Source organism: Serratia sp. DD3, from assembly GCF_000496755.2.
In genome coordinates this window covers 12,496-30,709 of the sequence record NZ_AYKS02000034.1, presented here as the reverse complement: position 1 = coordinate 30,709, position 18,214 = coordinate 12,496, and the positions used below count along the sequence as shown (strand labels likewise).

The 18,214-nt window shown below is 48.0% G+C and carries 21 protein-coding genes and 1 pseudogene; 15 read left to right on the top strand and 7 right to left on the bottom strand.

Annotation, left to right across the window (positions count from 1 at the left end; translation table 11 throughout):
• Positions 1-78: 78 nt before the first annotated feature.
• The 6 genes from IO95_RS06040 to IO95_RS06015 form a co-directional block, all read right to left on the bottom strand.
• Complete coding sequence (locus tag IO95_RS06040; RefSeq protein WP_023492399.1) at positions 79-1,185, bottom strand: ImmA/IrrE family metallo-endopeptidase; 1,107 nt, start codon at positions 1,183-1,185, stop codon at positions 79-81.
• An 11-nt stretch (positions 1,186-1,196) separates the two neighbouring features.
• Complete coding sequence (locus tag IO95_RS06035; RefSeq protein WP_037383996.1) at positions 1,197-1,883, bottom strand: hypothetical protein; 687 nt, start codon at positions 1,881-1,883, stop codon at positions 1,197-1,199.
• 293 nt (positions 1,884-2,176) lie between these two features.
• Entirely contained in the window at positions 2,177-2,551 is a 375-nt protein-coding gene (locus tag IO95_RS06030; RefSeq protein WP_037384028.1) for a transposase, read from the bottom strand.
• 242 nt (positions 2,552-2,793) lie between these two features.
• Complete coding sequence (locus tag IO95_RS06025) at positions 2,794-5,142, bottom strand: inovirus-type Gp2 protein (RefSeq protein WP_023491999.1); 2,349 nt, start codon at positions 5,140-5,142, stop codon at positions 2,794-2,796.
• Positions 5,143-5,325: 183 nt separating this feature from the next.
• Positions 5,326-6,372, bottom strand: coding sequence for an inovirus-type Gp2 protein (locus tag IO95_RS06020; RefSeq protein ID WP_081878512.1), 1,047 nt, complete (start codon positions 6,370-6,372; stop codon positions 5,326-5,328).
• 564 nt (positions 6,373-6,936) lie between these two features.
• Positions 6,937-7,191 (bottom strand): AlpA family transcriptional regulator, encoded by a 255-nt coding sequence (locus tag IO95_RS06015; protein ID WP_023492888.1) that lies wholly within the window; start codon positions 7,189-7,191, stop codon positions 6,937-6,939.
• Between the two features lie 558 nt (positions 7,192-7,749).
• On the opposite strand from IO95_RS06015, the gene IO95_RS06010 reads away from it, so the two are divergent.
• The 14 genes from IO95_RS06010 to IO95_RS05940 all read left to right on the top strand — a co-directional run bounded on the left by IO95_RS06010 (position 7,750) and on the right by IO95_RS05940 (position 16,902).
• A complete protein-coding gene (locus IO95_RS06010; protein ID WP_037383999.1) occupies positions 7,750-8,778 on the top strand; it encodes a hypothetical protein in 1,029 nt (342 codons plus the stop codon).
• A 250-nt stretch (positions 8,779-9,028) separates the two neighbouring features.
• The gene (locus tag IO95_RS06005) at positions 9,029-9,640 is read left to right on the top strand and encodes an EcsC family protein (RefSeq protein WP_023491186.1); all 612 of its coding nucleotides are present in this window, start codon (positions 9,029-9,031) and stop codon (positions 9,638-9,640) included.
• A gap of 150 nt (positions 9,641-9,790) precedes the next feature.
• Positions 9,791-10,522 carry a DUF3944 domain-containing protein gene (locus tag IO95_RS06000; protein ID WP_023491185.1) on the top strand — a complete coding sequence of 244 codons (732 nt, stop codon included), beginning with the start codon at positions 9,791-9,793 and terminating at the stop codon, positions 10,520-10,522.
• 52 nt (positions 10,523-10,574) lie between these two features.
• Positions 10,575-11,264 (top strand): YafY family protein, encoded by a 690-nt coding sequence (locus IO95_RS05995; RefSeq protein ID WP_023491184.1) that lies wholly within the window; start codon positions 10,575-10,577, stop codon positions 11,262-11,264.
• Positions 11,265-11,295: 31 nt separating this feature from the next.
• A complete protein-coding gene (locus IO95_RS05990; protein WP_023491182.1) occupies positions 11,296-11,514 on the top strand; it encodes a hypothetical protein in 219 nt (72 codons plus the stop codon).
• A 116-nt stretch (positions 11,515-11,630) separates the two neighbouring features.
• On the top strand, positions 11,631-11,996 hold the full coding sequence (locus IO95_RS05985; RefSeq protein WP_023491181.1) for a hypothetical protein: 366 nt from the start codon (positions 11,631-11,633) through the stop codon (positions 11,994-11,996).
• Positions 11,997-12,172: 176 nt separating this feature from the next.
• Positions 12,173-12,601: an antirestriction protein gene (locus IO95_RS05980; protein ID WP_023491180.1), complete on the top strand. Its 429-nt coding sequence runs from the start codon at positions 12,173-12,175 to the stop codon at positions 12,599-12,601.
• 19 nt (positions 12,602-12,620) lie between these two features.
• Positions 12,621-13,100: a DNA repair protein RadC gene (radC, locus tag IO95_RS05975; RefSeq protein WP_023491179.1), complete on the top strand. Its 480-nt coding sequence runs from the start codon at positions 12,621-12,623 to the stop codon at positions 13,098-13,100.
• 10 nt (positions 13,101-13,110) lie between these two features.
• The gene (locus IO95_RS05970; RefSeq protein ID WP_023491178.1) at positions 13,111-13,431 is read left to right on the top strand and encodes a DUF5983 family protein; all 321 of its coding nucleotides are present in this window, start codon (positions 13,111-13,113) and stop codon (positions 13,429-13,431) included.
• 96 nt (positions 13,432-13,527) lie between these two features.
• Positions 13,528-13,896 carry a type IV toxin-antitoxin system YeeU family antitoxin gene (locus IO95_RS05965; protein WP_023491177.1) on the top strand — a complete coding sequence of 123 codons (369 nt, stop codon included), beginning with the start codon at positions 13,528-13,530 and terminating at the stop codon, positions 13,894-13,896.
• Between the two features lie 61 nt (positions 13,897-13,957).
• Complete coding sequence (locus IO95_RS05960; protein WP_023491176.1) at positions 13,958-14,341, top strand: TA system toxin CbtA family protein; 384 nt, start codon at positions 13,958-13,960, stop codon at positions 14,339-14,341.
• On the top strand, positions 14,338-14,694 hold the full coding sequence (locus IO95_RS26300) for a DUF5983 family protein (RefSeq protein WP_023491175.1): 357 nt from the start codon (positions 14,338-14,340) through the stop codon (positions 14,692-14,694). Before IO95_RS05960 ends, IO95_RS26300 begins: the two co-directional genes overlap by 4 nt.
• A 107-nt stretch (positions 14,695-14,801) precedes the next feature.
• On the top strand, positions 14,802-15,656 hold the full coding sequence (locus tag IO95_RS05950) for a DUF4942 domain-containing protein (RefSeq protein WP_023491174.1): 855 nt from the start codon (positions 14,802-14,804) through the stop codon (positions 15,654-15,656).
• Positions 15,657-15,751: 95 nt separating this feature from the next.
• Positions 15,752-16,902 (top strand): IS3 family transposase gene (locus IO95_RS05940; RefSeq protein ID WP_369794329.1). Its coding sequence is split into 2 segments (ribosomal slippage): positions 15,752-16,013 and positions 16,013-16,902, totalling 1,152 coding nucleotides; the frame shifts between segments, so codons are not numbered across the junction.
• A 193-nt stretch (positions 16,903-17,095) separates the two neighbouring features.
• Here IO95_RS05940 and IO95_RS25065 read toward each other — a convergent pair.
• Positions 17,096-17,206 (bottom strand): annotated as a pseudogene (locus IO95_RS25065) (IS630 family transposase); the annotation flags it as partial.
• 46 nt (positions 17,207-17,252) lie between these two features.
• Between IO95_RS25065 and IO95_RS05935 the strand changes: the two are divergent.
• Complete coding sequence (locus IO95_RS05935; protein WP_023492278.1) at positions 17,253-17,882, top strand: hypothetical protein; 630 nt, start codon at positions 17,253-17,255, stop codon at positions 17,880-17,882.
• Positions 17,883-18,214 lie beyond the last annotated feature (332 nt).

The following is an 18,214-nucleotide window of genomic DNA, read 5'->3' as shown; positions in this document are numbered from 1 at the left end:
CCGGCTCTCCCGCAACCCTGAGAACTGTTTCATATAGCTTTAGTTGAAATATTGTAGGCCCTACTGGGCCTGAAAAGGTTATACAAGTTTGAGGGTTGGTTTCGCAGCAGGTGAAGAATACCCGCCACCCTCGACAGCCGCAACACCAAATAACAGGCTAGATAGCTCATCCAGCGGAATATTTAGTTTTTTGGCAATCACAGGCAATGTTACACCTTCAGCCTGAAGCATTGATAAAACTCTATCAATGATGAGCGATCTTTCCCTTTCGATTCCACCTGGCTCTCCATAACGGTAACCTCTGGCAGAAGCATCTCTCATGAGGCTGTTGTACTGCCACTCTGATAAACCACAAAGGTTCCGCATACGAACGATAAGCGCAATAGCTGAGACGAGCCAATTCGATTTAAGCTGTATAATCTTATCCAATGTTGGGACAGCCATTTTAACTGCAAGTACGTTCTCTTTTGGCATAAGGAATGCGGAAGCAAATGCATCAGCCTCTTTCTCAATGTCAGCTCCTTGCAATACACCATGGCGATGCATGACCAAATGCCCAAGTTCATGAGCTGCATCAAAACGACTTCTTTCACCTGTTTTTTTTGTATTCAGGAAAATGTAAGGAATACTGTCTTTCCAGAATGAAAATGCATCGATATCAGCTGTGTTCTCTGACAAGAAAAATACCTTAACGCCATTCTTTTCCAGGAGATGAACCATGTTAGGAACACTTTTCTTCCCAAGATGCCACTCTTCCCTCAGAGCTTCAGCCGCAGCCTCTGGAGCTGTGCCTCTCATGTCAGGGAGACAAGGAACTGGTAAATTGAATCTGGTGTTAAAATAAGTCGCAACAATAACCCCGAGGCCTCCAGCACCAATTGCTGCATGTTGATCGACAGCTTTAGTCCTACGTAACGAGCGAAATGACACCGTAGATGGATCTATACTTTCAAGGTCATCACCGAAGAAAAACGACTCTGGATAATGCAGTGCTTTTGAGTAAGCAGCTACAGTGGCTGGAGTGGGTTCATACAGACAATATGATTTTTCATATTCAATGATGATGCGTGAAGATAATCCAGTTACTTCGGCAAGCTCTTTCAGGGTTAACTTTCTCCGGATACGTGCCAGTTTTAGTCTGGAAGGATTAAACAGACGCCTGTTTTCTTTATCGTTTGTATTCATTTCATTTCATTTCATTTCATTTCAATAGAAATAGAAACATCATCCGTGAAATCTTCTTCTGGGAAGATGTCAGCGCCATCAAATGGTAGTGGATTGATAATTAACCTCTCGCTCCAGTAATTAACTTTCGCGAAACCATTCACCATCTTCATGCCTACGGGGAAAGAAATCTCACAGCGGATTTCTTGCTTGCCTGCATCGTAGTAGTAAAGCACGATATATGTTCTAGTGCTGTCAGCAGAAGAAACTGGCAGCAGAGCTAGGCCATCTGTTGAGTGCATAGGATGTTCTGACGGGAACATTTCAATCGTATCGGAGTTACTGCTCACGATACTCATTGTTGCTTCACCTTTCGCATTTTTAGTTTTCGGCCATCCATCAGCTAGCCCTGTATCTTTATCCCCTGATGTGATGATCAGATTGACGCCATGTGTCGGGTTGGATACGAGTTCCATGCGATTCTGACGTACCATTGTCCAACCGCAATCTTTGGAAATTAATACGCTGCGCATTGATGCGACCAACTCACTCCAGAATCGAAAACCACCATCAATAACAGGGTGTAGTTTGGTTGTGCGACGCCTCTCGTAAAGCGCTGAGGTTAGAGCATCAATAATGTCTTGTTCATCAATCCCCATTTTCGTCAAGCAAGCCTGGGAATCCTGCGGAGAAAAGGTCCTGCATTGTGGAACGCTCATAGATGGAACCCTTTAAAATAATCACTTCATGATTTTTACATAAAAATTATGATGAAATCAAGAAGTGAAATATCTAATTTTTTTCTTAGATGAAGATATCTTCCAAGGCAGAAATTCTTAGATAATTGGTTTTTCAGTACAGACTATAAGCGACACTTAGTTTCATTATGTACCAACTTTTTATAAAATGTAATAAAATACAAAGAGATGGCTGTGCACTGTTGGTGATAGTATTGGGTTTATTGGAGACGAAACTCTCGGCGAAAGGAGACTAGCAACTACAGTTCTTTTTTCTACTGCTTGTTTTCTTTCTGGCTTTGCTTGAGGGCGGCTTTATCATCAAGAGAAGGAACCTGCAAAAAGGCCTGTTTCCATTGCACTACCTGTGCAGGGTAAAGCCCCTTTTTACGGCAATATTCTGCGATTTCCGTTTCACTCAATGTGGCGGTTTCCACGATAACCACCAGCCGCGCTTCGGCAGGCCACTGTTCACTGTTTTTCTCTGCACCGGGCACCGGTTTCCCCTCTGTTTTAGCCTGATTACGCCAATTGTAGAGAGTAGCTTCCGATATCCCTTCCATCTGTGCAACAGCTGCGACGGTCATATTGTAAGGGGGCAGTAATTTTGCCAACACGCTGACTTTACGTTCTGAAGAAATTCGTTTCACTTGTCACTCCGTCGCCCTCTGGATCTATGTTTAGAAGGGGGTAACAACTATGCTGACACTGAGGGGAGCTTGTACTAGGTTATCTCAGTAAAGGGCTAAATTTAATGGAGCTTTATGTTGGGAATTTTAGAGAACCGCGTAAGGCTCAAGAAATTTAGTACAACTGACACCACATCGTCGCAAAGCCTACCAGTGTGGTGTCAGTTGATACTAATTTGCAACGTAAATGGTGATAACCTAAATCATATGCCAGTAGCTGTACGAGTACCACCACCGTGCAGAGTAACCCGCGGGCGACAGTTGACCTTGACGGTGCTCCGCGTGAAGGCCGCATCGGTTGCCCTGCTTGCCCACACGAAGGCTTCACCAGGTGCTAAGCGGCTCAAGTCTTCAGGCTCCAGGTGCCGCAGGGCGGAATTGGCCTTCTGGATGTGTTTCAGCCAGGCGGGCGAGTTGAAGCGGTGGAGATAGAGCTGTGTCGACAGCTCTATCAGTGCCACGGGAACGGACGGCGGGTCCTGTGATGCCACCAGAATACTGGTAGCCTTGTGGCGCATCTCACGAACAATTTCTACAAGGCCCGCTACCAGACCGTCATCGCTGATGTACTTGTGAGCTTCATCGAATACCACCAGCTTGCTGAAGGTCTCACCCTGCCAGGTGGCTTCAGCAAATATTTGCAGCATTACGACAAACAGACCCAACGCCTCGGCCTTCTCGATGTACTCGTCACGTAGGTCGACAATAATCAGTCGCCCTGGTCGTAACAGCGTCTGCAGACGCTGAGTGTCATCAATATACTCACTGGCAAAATTCAGGCGCTGTTGTGCCATTTTTTTCTTCTGCGTGCCAAGTTCGGACTCGTTCACGGCCTCACGTAATGTCTCAAGTGTGAGCTCACCACGCAGTGTGCGCATTAGACCGTTGATTTGACGCACATACAGACTTGGGTTGCCCACCGTACCCATTAAAAATTTCCAATGTGATGCATTGAGTTCAGCAGCAGAAAACGCGATGGGGAGAACGGGAATGTCTGGGTGTTCCTCCCGTCGCTGCGCCACCTTGCTGGCCGGTGTCAGAATCAGCACATCCTTCAGTGCTTGTGGTGTAGCCCGGTATTGCTCTCTCAGCCGCGCAATATCCGCCTCTACCGAGTTTGCTTGCCCCATGGAGGTAAACTCGGGAGCGTAATCCTGTGTTGTACTGTAGTGGAAGATAACCCCTGCCCGTGGGGCGGGCAGGGTATTGATATTGTCGATACTGGCCAGGGTCATCTCGATGAGCGAGCCCAGCGTATAGCTTTTACCACTTCCCTGCAGACCGAAAGCGCAGATGGTTTGAGGATGGTTCAGGTCCACACCGATGGTCTTGCCATTGGCTTCGCCGAGAATGCCGTATTGTGCTGACGGTGTTTGATTAATCCCCAAAACTGTATCTACCGTTGGCGGTGGCAGCGGGATAGGTTCAGCTTTGGGCTGTGTCAATGATAAAGGGGCGGAGGGCTTTTCAGGCATCACCGATGGTGGTCGCGGTGTTGTTATCGACCGTACCACCATTGCACTGCTAAAGGTACGCCACTGATTGGGTAGGTTCAGACTGGCGTAGGTGTCTGTCTGTGTCATGTTATCGAGTATCCGGTACAGTTTTTCCGGTGCTGCAGTGTCGCTCTGATAAAACATCATTAATCCTGGATAGGCGTAATCGTCCTGAAGGTCTCTTCGGCAGAAGGATTGCCCTGTTTTCTGAGTAACAGCCTGCCAGCAGGTACCGATATCCACGCCGATACGGGTCTGGAGGTCCACCTGCGCGGCGTTGAAAAAGCACAGCAACTGATAGCTGAATCCTTTGATAGGGCCGTGTTCAAGCTTCCAGGTATATCCTGCGCAATGGCGAAAGTGCGGATGGCTGTGCAGCATGGCCAACAACTGGCGTCGGTGTTGGCGAACCTGCTCCGGTGAAATGTTGTCTTTGACTGCTTGTGCGTAGCTCAGGTCAAGCCCCACCATCATCAGTGATTTGTATTGATGCAGTAGCGAATCAATCACGCGCCGCGCTTTTTGCCGATGGAATTCGTTTTTCATCAAGAACTGTTGTACTTGATACAGGTGCCTCACCGTCTCGATGCTTTCCCGAAAGTCGTAGAATAAGCGCTTCAGCCAATTAGCCTGCTCAGCGGTGTCCTGGTGATAAATGGCGCAGTTATCATTGTGCTGCAGGTAGCTATCGTGGCATCGCTTTGCCATCTGGATGAAGCGGTCCAGTGTGGGGTGAAGTCTACGGTAGGGTGGCAGATTTTCTGCCAACAGAGCGGCTTGTCCTGGGGTTGTTAACCTCAAATTGCATTTTAAGGCATTAGAGCAGGCTAATGAGTCGTGATTGGGAAAGGTGGTTAGCGACGTTTGCTGGACCAGGCGCTGGAGTGCCTGTAGTCGTCCGTAAATATTGTCCAGAGTGTCGTAGTCGTGGGTGGGTAATAGGGTTTCAGAGCCTGACTCCTGTGTTTGCAGTAGTGAGGTGGCGAGCTGCAAATGGGCATGGTACTTATCGGTTTTAAAATGTTTCTGATATTGATTATCCATAAAGGCGCTCATGATTTATGCCTGTAAGGGGCCTGTCAGGCAGATTTGTGGTGAATGTGCGCTGGGTACTTCATTGAGGGGTGGAGTATCCAGCAACACGAAGGGTGAAGAAGGTGTTTCTCATATCCGTGGTCATGGAGATAAAAATTAACTGGAATGCGGTAGTTGCTGCAGGTGGCGGTCGCCGGTTAATGCTCAGGACGAACGGGGACGCCCACGACGAACGGCTGAGGGTTGAGCCATCTCCCCCCGCCCAAAGGACCTGGCACCGTTTGGCAACGCCAGGCGGGCGTAGGTATCGACTTTGCACAGGTAGCGAACCGCGATGTTCAATCCCTGCCGCTTGGCTGTGTCGGTATAGTGAAGCAGGCCAATGCCCGGGAAGCGATAACGTGCCTTATCAGCATTACAGTTGTGGTAATGCCCAGCCCCTGCGGTAATGACATCACGCCAGTATTCGCCCAGCAACCGTGCCAGCGTCACGTCCTGCCGGACCCGGGCCCCGTCATAGAACACCAGGAGGTGATAGTGAAAGCCCCTGTAGCGTCCGTATTCAAGCTTCCAGACATACCCCACACAGGCCTGAAACAGGCGATGTGCCTGCAGGTTCTTGAAGAAACGCTGGCGATGCTGACGGGCCAATTCGGTGGTGATTGTCGTTTTGGTCTCGTTGCGATAAGACAGGTCAACCCGGACAATCAGCAATCTGGCGTGCTGTTCAAACAGGGCGTCAGTGTACCGAAGGGCACCGCACAGATTTTTACTGGCTGCACGTTGGTATTGGCGAGATTGACGCTTGTGTGACGGTGTCTTCAGCCCAGACCTGAATTGTCGAATAAAGGTATTCAAGCGCTCTGCCAACTGTGTTATCGCTTCTGGTGTGTTATCAGTCATGGCCAGATGCTGTTGAATGTTGTGCTGACTCGCCAGTTGATGGAATAACGTCAAGGTGGGGTGAGGCTCACGCCATTCATCGTTTAAAGCATTCAGTGATAGCAATCGCTTCAGAGCGAGTAATATCCGCTTTCCTGTTGCAGTAGGCTTTAATGATGCGTACTGGGCGGATGGAACGACATGTACGCTGAATTCATCTCGGTCTGATTTGGCGATGTATTGTGTTTCATTGAAGAGATAAAGTAGCTCCTCAAGATAATTGACATCGTGGGTGACGTGTATAGACGATGCCTCGTCTTCATTGATGCTGGTCGACAGTGTCAGGTATGTTTCATAATTCATGGTCATGTTTATATATCCCAAGAGTCATGAGTGGAAAGCAGAGTCATGAGCGACTCTGCGTTATTGCTGAAGTGGATGGTGGGTTGTGTATTAAAAAATATCACCAGTCACTCTGCGTTATAAGGTGACATGCTATTCTGACGACTGTCTGTATAGGCAGGCAGTGCAGATTAAATTTACAACCATTGGTGAGAGATTAGGGCTGATTTAATTCGCAAGGTGCTTCGCGCTCTGATTGAGTTTAACCCAAGTTTAATGACTTGACTCAGTCTGACGGTTTCACTCGTTCAAGGGTTAATTGGATGGGTTGAATAACTGAATAAATGTTAATCCAATAGTGCCAATGTAATTACCAATCCAATGGCATAACTCAATCAATATCAATTCAATAATATAGAATCCCTAAATAACCACACCATCACTTAGGGTCAATGGATATCCTTTAGCAATATCCTTTACCCTATGGCAAGAGAAAACAAAAAAGAATCAGCATGGTAAGTTAGTGTGCTTTCTTGCTGGAAATATTAACGAAAATCCGGAGTTGGAAAATACAGAAGGTGAGGTTGATGATTACAGGCCGACAGTAGGCAATTCTTGATAGTCTGGAGGAATATAGTCCGGACGTGATTCTCTTATTCTTTCTACTTCCCAGGCTAACACTTCACTTTTCAGCCAGCGTGAACGACGGCCAAATTTTATGGCAGGCGGAAAGCGCCCAAGAGCAATCAATTTATAAAACCATTTATCCGTCATGCCGGTATGGGCAACGATAAACGCCATATCGACAAACTGGTCATTCAACAGACTTTTGATAGGGGATGACATGTTATTTTTCTCCATGGTGATGAGTGAATGGAGAACGGACTGCGGCAACGTCAGTTGGCATTTTGATTTATGCCAGTGCGCCACAAAGTTCTCTATCACATCAGTCAGCCAAGTAAAAAATAACCTGAATTGCTTAATGGCCTGGTTGCGATTTCATTAAAAATGATAGGGTGGATATATGTACACCCATACAACCAGTACATTTCTGTTGAAATTTTATCAACTCATTTTCTGTTTATATCCCCATCATAACTCAAGCCTCACCCCCCTCTTGGTCACTTGTTTGAGCTGGTTCATGGAGAACTATGTTGCCTCCATTTTTCTGTAAAGCGAATTATTTAGAGTTTAGTTCATGTTTAAATGCATGTAATCAGCCATTCTTATGGGGTTTTTAAATGATAAAAACCACGATTTATCTACTAAAAATCATTACTTTTAATACATAAAAACCACTAAAAATCTCTGGATTATTTCATTTTTTAACAACTGAATCGACACGTGACCTTCTTTGATATAAAGTCATTTTGGGGATTGAGCATTGATTAACAGGTGGAAGCTATGACATTCAGTGAGATGAGGGGCCGAGCAAAGGTAGGTTTTCTTGAATATAAAAAAGAGTTTTTATTTAATGAAAACGCGGCTAATCGCATTGATGTACTTAAACGAGTTGCAGCAACATTTAACCACATGACATTGTCTAAGGTAATGTTTTCACTAAAAGAAAAATGCGTAGCTATGAATTTCGCTAAAATGGTAAGATCAATAGAAAGTATGGCGTTTTGTGTCGCCAATGAGATGTACAGAACATACAAAGATAAGTCTCTGGATAAACTCATAGAGTTAAATACAAAGTTAACAGAAGATGTTTTCCCGAAAAATAAAATGGCATGGTTAAAAAAAGACAAAGAGGCTTGCTATTACCTATGGGTACTCATTATAAATATAAAGTGGAAAGATATTCTGTCATCAAAGCCAGTGGATCTCTATAATAGTTATAATTACAAGGTTGGTGATGGAAATGAAATGGCAGCAATCGACTTGCTTGGGGTTCGCGATTTTTCACCAGATCACTTAAACCGCTATTTTTCATTGGTGAGATTTTTTGAAAAACTACCTTTCCCAAGTGAAATAGGCATCAACTATCTGGATTCTATTTTCGAGGATTATAAAAACACAAAAGAAGAGTGTCGACATAAAATAAATATAAAGAACCTGACAAAAAGCGATGAATTAATAGTCTTTTCACTTGATTATCTTAGAAAGAAAGGGACGGTGAAAAGAAATGGGTTAATGCCAATCACGCATCATGACAACCGGCCTGCATTAATCACGCATATCTATCTTGAGTGTCTAGAAAATGCCGATTTCCCTGGCAGGATGAATTTGCTATTAAAGGCTTGGTCGCAGCATAAAGCACGCAAAGCGCCAAAGAAAACTGTAAAAAAAGCACAGAATCATACGCTTCCCGTTCTCAGTGAATCTGATGCTAAATTACTTCGTGAAATAGCAATGAAATTTGATGTCAATGAAGAGGGCATTTTGAGTGAAGCAATAGGCTTCTATTATGACCAGATGATGAAGTTTTAACTGTTCGCGATAAAGCTATTTTTTAGGGAAGAGGTTTTTTATAGCTTGCTCATTTTTGAGTATGAAAAACCGCCTACAATCTGGTGGTGACATAGATGCTACCAAGATAAAACCAGGTCAAATACTGGTTCGCAATTATTTAATACCTGAGTGCTAAACCAACACATTTTCACACCTATATCACTGAAGGGAATTACGCCACAGTATTAACCGTAGCGTGTGTTTTCCACTCAATGAAACAGGTCCTATCATGCACGATGAGACATCATCCCCTCCGCCGATATCTCGCTGGCTGGAGGCTTTATACACCAAAGCCCTACAAGGTGGCCCTGGCATCAGTTCCGCCTATCAATTGGCAGAGCAGTACCGCAATACCTTCTCAACCCCACAAAGCGCCGCCCTGAGTCTGGTTCGCTGGGAATCAGCCAAAGCGGCTACCAGCGGATTTATGCTGGGTGTGGGAGGCATAGTAACACTTCCCATTACGCTACCTGCCAGCCTGGTTGGGCCACTGTTGCTACAGCTCAGGTTGATTGCTGCCATCGCTTTACTGGGTGGGCAGGATGTCCACGACTTGCATACCCGCCATCTGGTTTATCTCTGCCTCGGCGGCACTGTCGCTAAAGATGGCTTGCAGGCATATGGTACCTATCTGTTCCAACAGATTTCAGCACAGGCCCTTGAGCAGGTGACCGAAAAAACCGCCACACACCTGACCACTCGACTGGCTGGCCGTCTCCCGACTGCCCATGCGAGCCATCTCGTGCCACTGCTGAGTGGCGTGGTCAGCGGTAGCTTGGATTATCTGGCAGTACGGTCAGCGGGCGCATTGGCCTGCGCCGCCTTTTTGCACAAGGACTGAGCCACTTTTTCCTTACCTGCCGCGTCACACCCTGTCCAATTCAGCCCCTCGGTGTCAGGAAAATCACCGTTTTGACCGCCATACCCTGTCAGGCCCCTCCGTTACAGTAGTCGCCAGTTCACGATATACGGCCAACACAGGAGAAATACCATGGCGACCTACCGCATCGACCCCGACCTGACATTTTTAGGGCAGTGCTCTAACGACGACCTGAGCGCACTGGTCTCCGTGCTCACCCACGATACCAAAGACGGCAAAAAGCGCTGGTCAGAAAGCCTGACCAGCACCCCGGAATACACGCTGTTTTACCCCGACCACCAGAAGTATTGGACGGCCATCGGTGCCGAACTGCAGGCCTTTGGGGCCAACAGTCTGGCGACACTGACTCGACTCAACAAAGGCGTGCTCTACCGAGAGTTGCTGACGGATGCGTGTAAAAAGCTCAAGGTCAACTTCAGCAAGGAGAGCTCCATTGAAACGATAGAACTGAACATGCTGTTGAAAGTGATGGAGAAAAGCCTGGCAGAAATGACCGAAGAGGAACTGCAGCAGTTATCTCATGACATGCAGCTCAATCTGTCCAAGCCCACACCTCAACTGGTGTTGATGGCGCTACAGGCGGCCATTCGCACCTCCGGCATGGCTGCGCTGGAGCTGGCCACACTGCTGGCCATTAATATCATCAATACCTTGGGTGGAATTGCCACGATAGGGGCCTACTTTGTTGCACAACGTGCACTGACCGTACTGGCTGGCCCCATTGGCTTGACGCTCAGTTCTGCCTGGCTCATTGCCGACGTTACTGGCCCTGCCTACCGGGTCACCGTACCGGCTTGCATTATCGTGGCCTACCTACGCCAGAAACACCTCGCACAACAATAACCCGCGCCCCTGTACGGTCGTGCAGGGGAACCTTTCACTCAGGGAATCAATTATGTCCGCACAGGAACGTCGCCATGACAGGCTCGCCTACCGGTTGGCCTCCATCATCAGTCGGCTCTTCAATGGCGAATCCCTCTCCGTGGCTGCGTTGGCACGGGAGTTCAATGTCTCGTTACGTACACTGGACCGGGATTTCAACACACGTCTGGTCGGTCTGGATATGGATCACCGTGAGGGCTGCTATCGTTTGGCTGACTCGCAGCGCCCCTTTCGTACCGACAGGGACATCATCCAGTTTGCCAGCATTACTGACGTGAAGCAGTTCTTTCCCGCACTGGATAGAAAGCTGTTGTCCGTGTTGCTCAACAAAGAGCTAGACTCGCCCTACATCGTCTATAACGCGCCCCCCAAGCGGTTGCCATCGTTATTCGGCGGGTTTTATGTCATTACCCAGGCCATTGTGGAGAACCGCATTATCCGCTTTGTTTACGAAGGCCTGAAACACTCAGCCGCAGAACCCTACAAACTGATTTATTTTGCCGGGGACTGGTATCTGTGTGCTGCCATCAACAACATCATTCAGGTGTTTGACATGCATCACCTGAGCGATATCACGCTGACCATCAGCACGTTCGTCAAAAAGGAGGCTATCAATAACATCATTAGCGAAGAGAAGTTCATAACAGCATTACCGCATTTTCAATATATCAAGGCGTTGACCGCAACCGAATCGGGTCAATAGATATCACCTAAAGGTTAAAGAGAGCATCACCATGTCTGTATTTCGTCACCTTGCGACAGCCACAGGAATTATCGCGACCTTGTTTAGCGTCTACCAAGCTCAGGGGGCCATGGCTGAACAAATGCGTAAAGACGCCTGCTCGCCTTGGGCGGTGCGGGTCGGTCGGATTGGCGCTTTGTTTGTTACCTCGTTGCTGATGGGGGGATTGGTAGATGCACTCATCCAACGCGTGTTCCCTCAACGTGGGTAACTCACGCATCCCGATACAGGGAGACGATGTTTATTTCACTGACAATAAAACAGGTACCGGGTTTTCAACTGCCCCGGATAAACAACTATACACTTAGCTTATCAATGGAGAATATCATGCGTAAAATCAGCGTATTACTTATCGGCTTCTCATGGGTATTTTCGAGCGTAGCCACTGCCAAGGTCAATTTGGCAGAGGTTGAGCATTGGAATAATATTGGTAATCAGTATCAGACCTATTCGTATTTTGGTGATGTGAGTGACAAGCTTGTCGCTGAAAAGGGTGACAATGCTGTGATATGGCAGGATGCGGGTACCAGTTGTCCTGCCGGCAGTTTCTATCTGGTCAACAAAAGACTCAAAACCTATAAAGAAATCGATAGCGGCACCTGTGATGACAGGAACTTTGCCATCAAACTGGAAAATAATACCGTTACGTTCACCTCTGAAGGAAAAGTTACTGCCGTCTATCCGGTCTATTAAGCACTGGGAGATACTTATTCTGCTAACGCCCATGGTGGGCAGTAATAGTCCTCACCCATTGAATCTTTTGCGTTAACACCAGGGAAATATTTTCCACACATCAAACAGGCTCCTCCGGTTTTCCGGTGGGGCCTGTTTTGCTTTTATGCCTTTCATCTCAAGGAGTTTATTCAACCATGAACAATGTATCACCCACACCTCAACGCGTGACCGCCACTGTTGTGCCAAACCGCCAGCGCCTCCGTTTCTGGCCACAGCACTTTGGCAACATACCGCAATGGCTCATTCTGGAGCCGCACGCCTTTGGCTGGCTTGACCGCCTATGTACTGATTACAACGGGGGCTCCTGGCACTTTTATACGCTGAGCAATGGGGGGGCCTTTATGGCACCAGAAAGCGATGAGCGGTGGTCACTGTTTAACGACATGAATGGCAATGGTGCCGAAATGGGTGCTGAGGCTGCCGGTATTACCGCTTGCCTAATGACCTATAGCCACCACGCTTGCCGTACCGAAAGCGAGGCGATGACCGAACATTTCTACCGATTGCGTGAATACGCTCTCACTCACTCAGAGTGCAAAGCCATTTTCGCCCTGATTGACTGAGCAACAAGGGACTCTCACCATGAAAATCACCTTATCCCCCATAGTGGCTGAAATGTCACCTGGCGAACAACGGACCGTCCGACGCGCCCTGAATCTGCTGGCTAAACAGTTGCGGGAACCGGGCGTAGCGTTTACCTCCACCAGCGTGACCCGTGACTGGCTGCGCCTGCATCTGACTGGGCTTGAGCGTGAAGTCTTCGTTGTGCTGTGGCTCGATAATCAAAACCGACTACTGGCTCAGGAGACGCTGTTTACCGGCACCATCAACAGTACCACCGTCCACCCGCGCGAGTTGGTGAAGTCTGCTCTGAAGCACAATGCCGCTAAAGCCGTATTGGCCCACAATCATCCGTCCCAGTTGGCCGAGCCCAGCCAGGCTGACCGACAAATCACCGACAGGATAAAGGCTGCACTGGAATTGGTAGATGTGCGAGTGCTGGACCACCTAGTTGTCGGTGGCCTGGATATCGTCTCATTTGCCGAACGTGGCTGGTTGTGAGGAGGACAAGATGACAACAACCACACCGCTTTTACGCTTTGGTCTGCAATGCAGTTCGGCCCATATCACTGAAGATGACAACACCGTGCTGTATCGAGTCTCTCATTGCCACGATGAGTTTAGTGATGGTGAGTGGATCTCATTTTCGGGCACTGGCTATCTGATCCGTCTGGATGCGTGGACCCACCCGATATTGCAACTCAAACGCCTGGGGCTCTCCAAACCCTGCCGATATCTGGTCAGCACCCTGATGAAGCGACACCAACTGACCTACCTGCATATTGATGCACTGGGTGAACTGCTACCCGACTTTGCCACCTTCGGTTGGTAATGACTCACTACACCAAAACCAGCCTTATCTACTTTCTCATCCACGATACACCCCTGCTTCATTGCTGGGCCGTGTCTATTTCAAGGAAACTTAGCGATGACAAATATCGAACCTGATAGCCCCTCCCAGGGGGCAGATATCACCCCACCAGTCTGGGGGTTAAAACGTGCCATCACGCCACAGTTTGGGGCGCGTCTGGTACAGCAAGGCCACCAACTGCATTACCTGGGAGATCGTGCAGATGTCGTGGGGACGTTCAGCGATGCCGAGTTGCGTCATCTCGACCAACAATTCCCGCTCTGGCTTCAGCAGTTGGAGTCGATGCTGATGTCTGGTGAACTCAATCCCCGACAACAACATTGCGTCACACTTCATACAAACGGACTGACCTGCGAAGCCGATACGTTGGGCTCGTGCGGTTATGTGTACATAGCCATTTATCCAACACCGGCGGCAACCGCATAAAACGGCGTTACCTCACTCAGGCATTAACGTTTTCTCCCAACCTTCTATCAGGATAACAATCATGCAAACTGTATCGGTTACCCCGAAACGGGCGGCTCGGTCCTGCCCGTCACCTATCGCCATCTGGCAGGCGTTGCTGACCCATCTGTTGCAACAACACTATGGTCTGACACTGGAAGACACCGCCTTTAGTCACGATGGAGTCATTCAAGAAAACCTTGATGCGGGTATTTCTCTGGCGGATGCGCTGAATTGTATCGTGGAAAAATATGAACTGGTGCGTATTGACCGCACTGGTTTCAGTATCCGCGAACAATCACCGTTTATTACGCCTATTGATATTCTCCGGGCCAGACAGGCTACAGGCTTGATGAAACGCCGAGGTTACAAGGCCATCACCCATATCACCAACGGTAAAAACCAACGACAGGGGACACATCCGTGAAAATCGACTTGAATATTGAAGCCGACAGTATCCTCGTACTGGGACTGAACAGGGGGAGGATAGCCGTTGACGTGGATGGTATCGAGCTGGCTGCGTTGATTAAAGCGGTCAATAACCACGGTTATTCGTTGCAGAAAACCAGTGAACCCGAATACGCCAGTGTGGCATCGCCTTGCTCATTACCCCTTGCAGAAGGGCTACAAATCCTCATTGACTGGTTGCAGGACAATATTGATTGTGACTCAACGCTCATCTTTGATAACGATGAAAAGATGACCGACTCCAGCAAACTGTTGCCTTGTGTTGAACAGGCCTTGAACGTGGTTCTCAACCTTCAGTCCATGGCAAATTAGTCAACGTAACAACCGCCATAACGTATTCCCCCTAAACAAGCATCAACGCTGCCCACTGGGTGGCGTTTTGCTTTTTTATCTCTGTCTTAAATAAAGGAAGTAAAATCATGTCGACACTCACTCACACTGAACCCGAAGTGTTAACCGGCCATATCGAAGTTATCTGCTCCACCAACATTGAACGTATCGTTGTTGGGCGTAATGCCGCGCTGGCGCAAATTCAGGCCATTATCCACCAGCTTGAAGATATCTCGACCATGACCAGTAGTATTGGCGGTGGTGTTGCAAGAGACTGGGCTATGCGTCAAGACTTCCGCTGCGGTAGTTGGCTGATGGAGAAAGTAGAAACCGCCATGAAAGTCATTACCCGCAATCTTGACCGCGAGATATGGCGAGACCTGATGGGAAAATCGGGTATGCTCAGCTTGATGGATGCTCAGGCCCGTGACCAGTGGTATCGAAATCTGGAAGGGGATAACATTCCAGCCATCAGTGAAGAGAATATCTACAGTACCTTTGAGCAACTGCATAAAAATAAAGATGAAGTCTTTGAGCGTGGCGTCATCAACCTGTTCAAAGTATTATCCTGGAATTACAAAACCAATCATCCTTGTAAATTTGGCAAGAAAATTATTGTCAGCGGTTTGGTGTGTTACAACCAATGGGGATTTACGCTAAATCATAACTACCGGCGTGACCAATTGGCGGATTTGGAGAGGATGTTGTTCCTGTTGGAGGACAAGGCGATACCGGATAATCGGAGGGATGTCACCTCTCGGCTGTATGATCATATCAGTGCCAATCGGCAGAGGGCGGAGGTTTATGAAGATGAGTATTTTACAATCAAATACTTTATGAAGGGATCGGCGCATCTGACATTTAAGAAACCGGCGTTGATGGACAAGATGAACGATATCATTGCCAAGCATTACCCAGGCGTATTGCCGGAACGGATAGGCTAGCGGTGCATGTTAGGTTGTATTAGCTGTGACCTGATCTTACCCAGCAATAGTGGACACGGCACTAAGTGAGTAAACTCTTAACCTAGAGGTGACTCATGACTAAAACATCAACAACGAAAAACAAGCCCCGTAAACAACATACGCCCGCCTTTCGTGACGAAGCACTTAAGCTCGCCCAACGTATTGGGGTGGCCGCCGCTGCGCGAGAACTCGGTCTGTATGAATCGCAAATCTACGCTTGGCGTACTAAGCAACAGCAAAACCTATCTGCTTCTGAGCGTGAACAGACTCTTGCTACTGAAAATGCCCGCTTAAAGCGCCAATTAGCCGAACGTGATGAAGAGTTGGCTATTCTCCAAAAGGCCGCGACATACTTCGCGAAGCGCCTGAAATGAAGTATGTCTTTATCGAAAAACATCAGGCTGAGTTCAGCATCAAAGCCATGTGTCGGGTGCTCCGTGTCGCCCGCAGTGGCTGGTATGCCTGGCGTCTACGTCATCATCAGATAACCCCGCGTCAGCAGTTCCGTCTTGTCTGCGATGAGGCCGTTGGAAAGGCATTCAGTGACGCAAAACAGCGGTATGGTGCGCCACGTCTTACTGATGAGCTTCCAGCGTACAACGTCAAAACCATCGCCGCTAGCCTACGTCGTCAGGGGCTGCGCGCAAAGGCCTCGCGCCGGTTCAGGCCGGTCAGTTACCGTGAGCATGGTTTGCCGGTGTCAGAAAACCTGTTGAAACAAGACTTTACCGCCTGTGGGCCGAATCAGAAATGGGCGGGTGACATTACCTACTTGCGTACAGATGAAGGCTGGCTTTACCTGGCGGTGGTGATTGACCTGTGGTCGCGAGCCGTCATCGGCTGGTCGATGTCCTCGCGGATGACGGCACAACTGGCGTGCGATGCGTTGCAAATGGCGTTGTGGCGGCGTAAACGCCCGGAAAATGTCATTGTTCATACAGACAGAGGCAGCCAGTACTGTTCAGCGGATTACCAGGCCTTACTGAAACGCCATAATCTGCGTGGCAGTATGAGCGCAAAAGGCTGTTGTTACGACAATGCCTGTGTTGAAAGCTTCTTCCACTCACTAAAAGTGGAGTGTATCCACGGCGAGCACTTTGCCAGCCGGGAAATAATGCAAACAACCGTGTTTAATTATATCGAGTGCGATTACAATCGCTGGCGTCGCCACAGTGCCTGTGGTGGTCTTAGCCCGGAACAATTTGAAAACCAAAACCTCGCTTAGCCGTGTGTCCATTGTTCGTGGGTAAGATCAACCTTATCTCATGGAACGTTATGCATGGTTAAAGTCGTTGCTGATGCGCCTGCCTGAATAGCGGATGAACGTTTGCGCGTACTGCTTCATTTACTAGAGAATACCTTCACTGATTAACCGTTTCTGCGTGATACAGAACCGGTAAGCTACATCAATGCGAGACTTCAGAAGCGAGAAGAATTGCATTTATACGATCACAAACGTGCTTATCCCTGTTGGAGTCATGTAGGTGTTCGAGTTCGATTTTCTGTTCTGCGGTGATAAATATCTTCATGGCAAAAAGCCATGAAGCATCCAGCGTTTGAGGGGGAGGATAGGATATGGAAAAAATCATCTGTGGTCTGTGTAATACCGCAGTCGAGCTGACGGTTCTGTCCAGTCATTTGCTAGCCAATCATGGCTGGAAGATGGCAGCTCATCTTGCTAAGCCCTTAGTAGAAGCATCGCTGGTTGACCCTCAAAGCTGTAAATGTCCAGTATGTAACGTCTCTCTCAAGGACGCGAAAAGATTAGAAAAGCATGTAAGTAAAGTCCACCCAGAGGGACGAAGCACTTTTTCCATCAGCAGTAGCCCTTCCAAGAAAAACTGTATAACCGCGATTTCCTATCAATGGGCGATAACTCAACAGTTAGATAAAAAATACTCTGCTGTGATAGAAAAATTTGTTGCTGAAAAAACGTTATCGGAAATTGAAAAAGAAATAGTGACCATCGTGAATGGCTATGATGCTGCAGATGATTCGAGACAGAGTTTGATGTCAGGGCGGCTTATTCTGCTTGCTCATGCCAAGAAAAGAATCGCTGCAAAAAGCAAATCCAGCAAAAACAAGAAAGTAACGGCAAAGGGTAAAAAAACCAAAAGTGTCAAGTCACGAGACATTATGGACCAATACATTGGCGGGCGTAGGATTGTTGTCTCCGGCGGTTTACCTTCCCTGGGAAAAAGATGATGTACAGCTGCGTACCATGTACAAAAAGCGAAGCAGGCCAAAGGTTCTGCATTTAGAGTATCGGTTTTGGCGCGAGCGTAATGAGAACTGGCTGAGGGTGGCAGGGTGCCAGAATCATAAGCTTCGAGGGCGCGAGTTATGCCATTTGCATATTCCATTTCCGTAGTGAGGCACAATAGGTTCAAATCCGGTTCATCGACAAGATGATAAAAATCGCCCTGCGCAGTCCAGGGAATGTTGTTGGAAAGGTCGATGAGGTAGAATTATTTGGTTTAACTGAGCTTCTCTTAAGCTCATAATCCCAGCGGAATACGTTTGGGGGCCTAATTGGG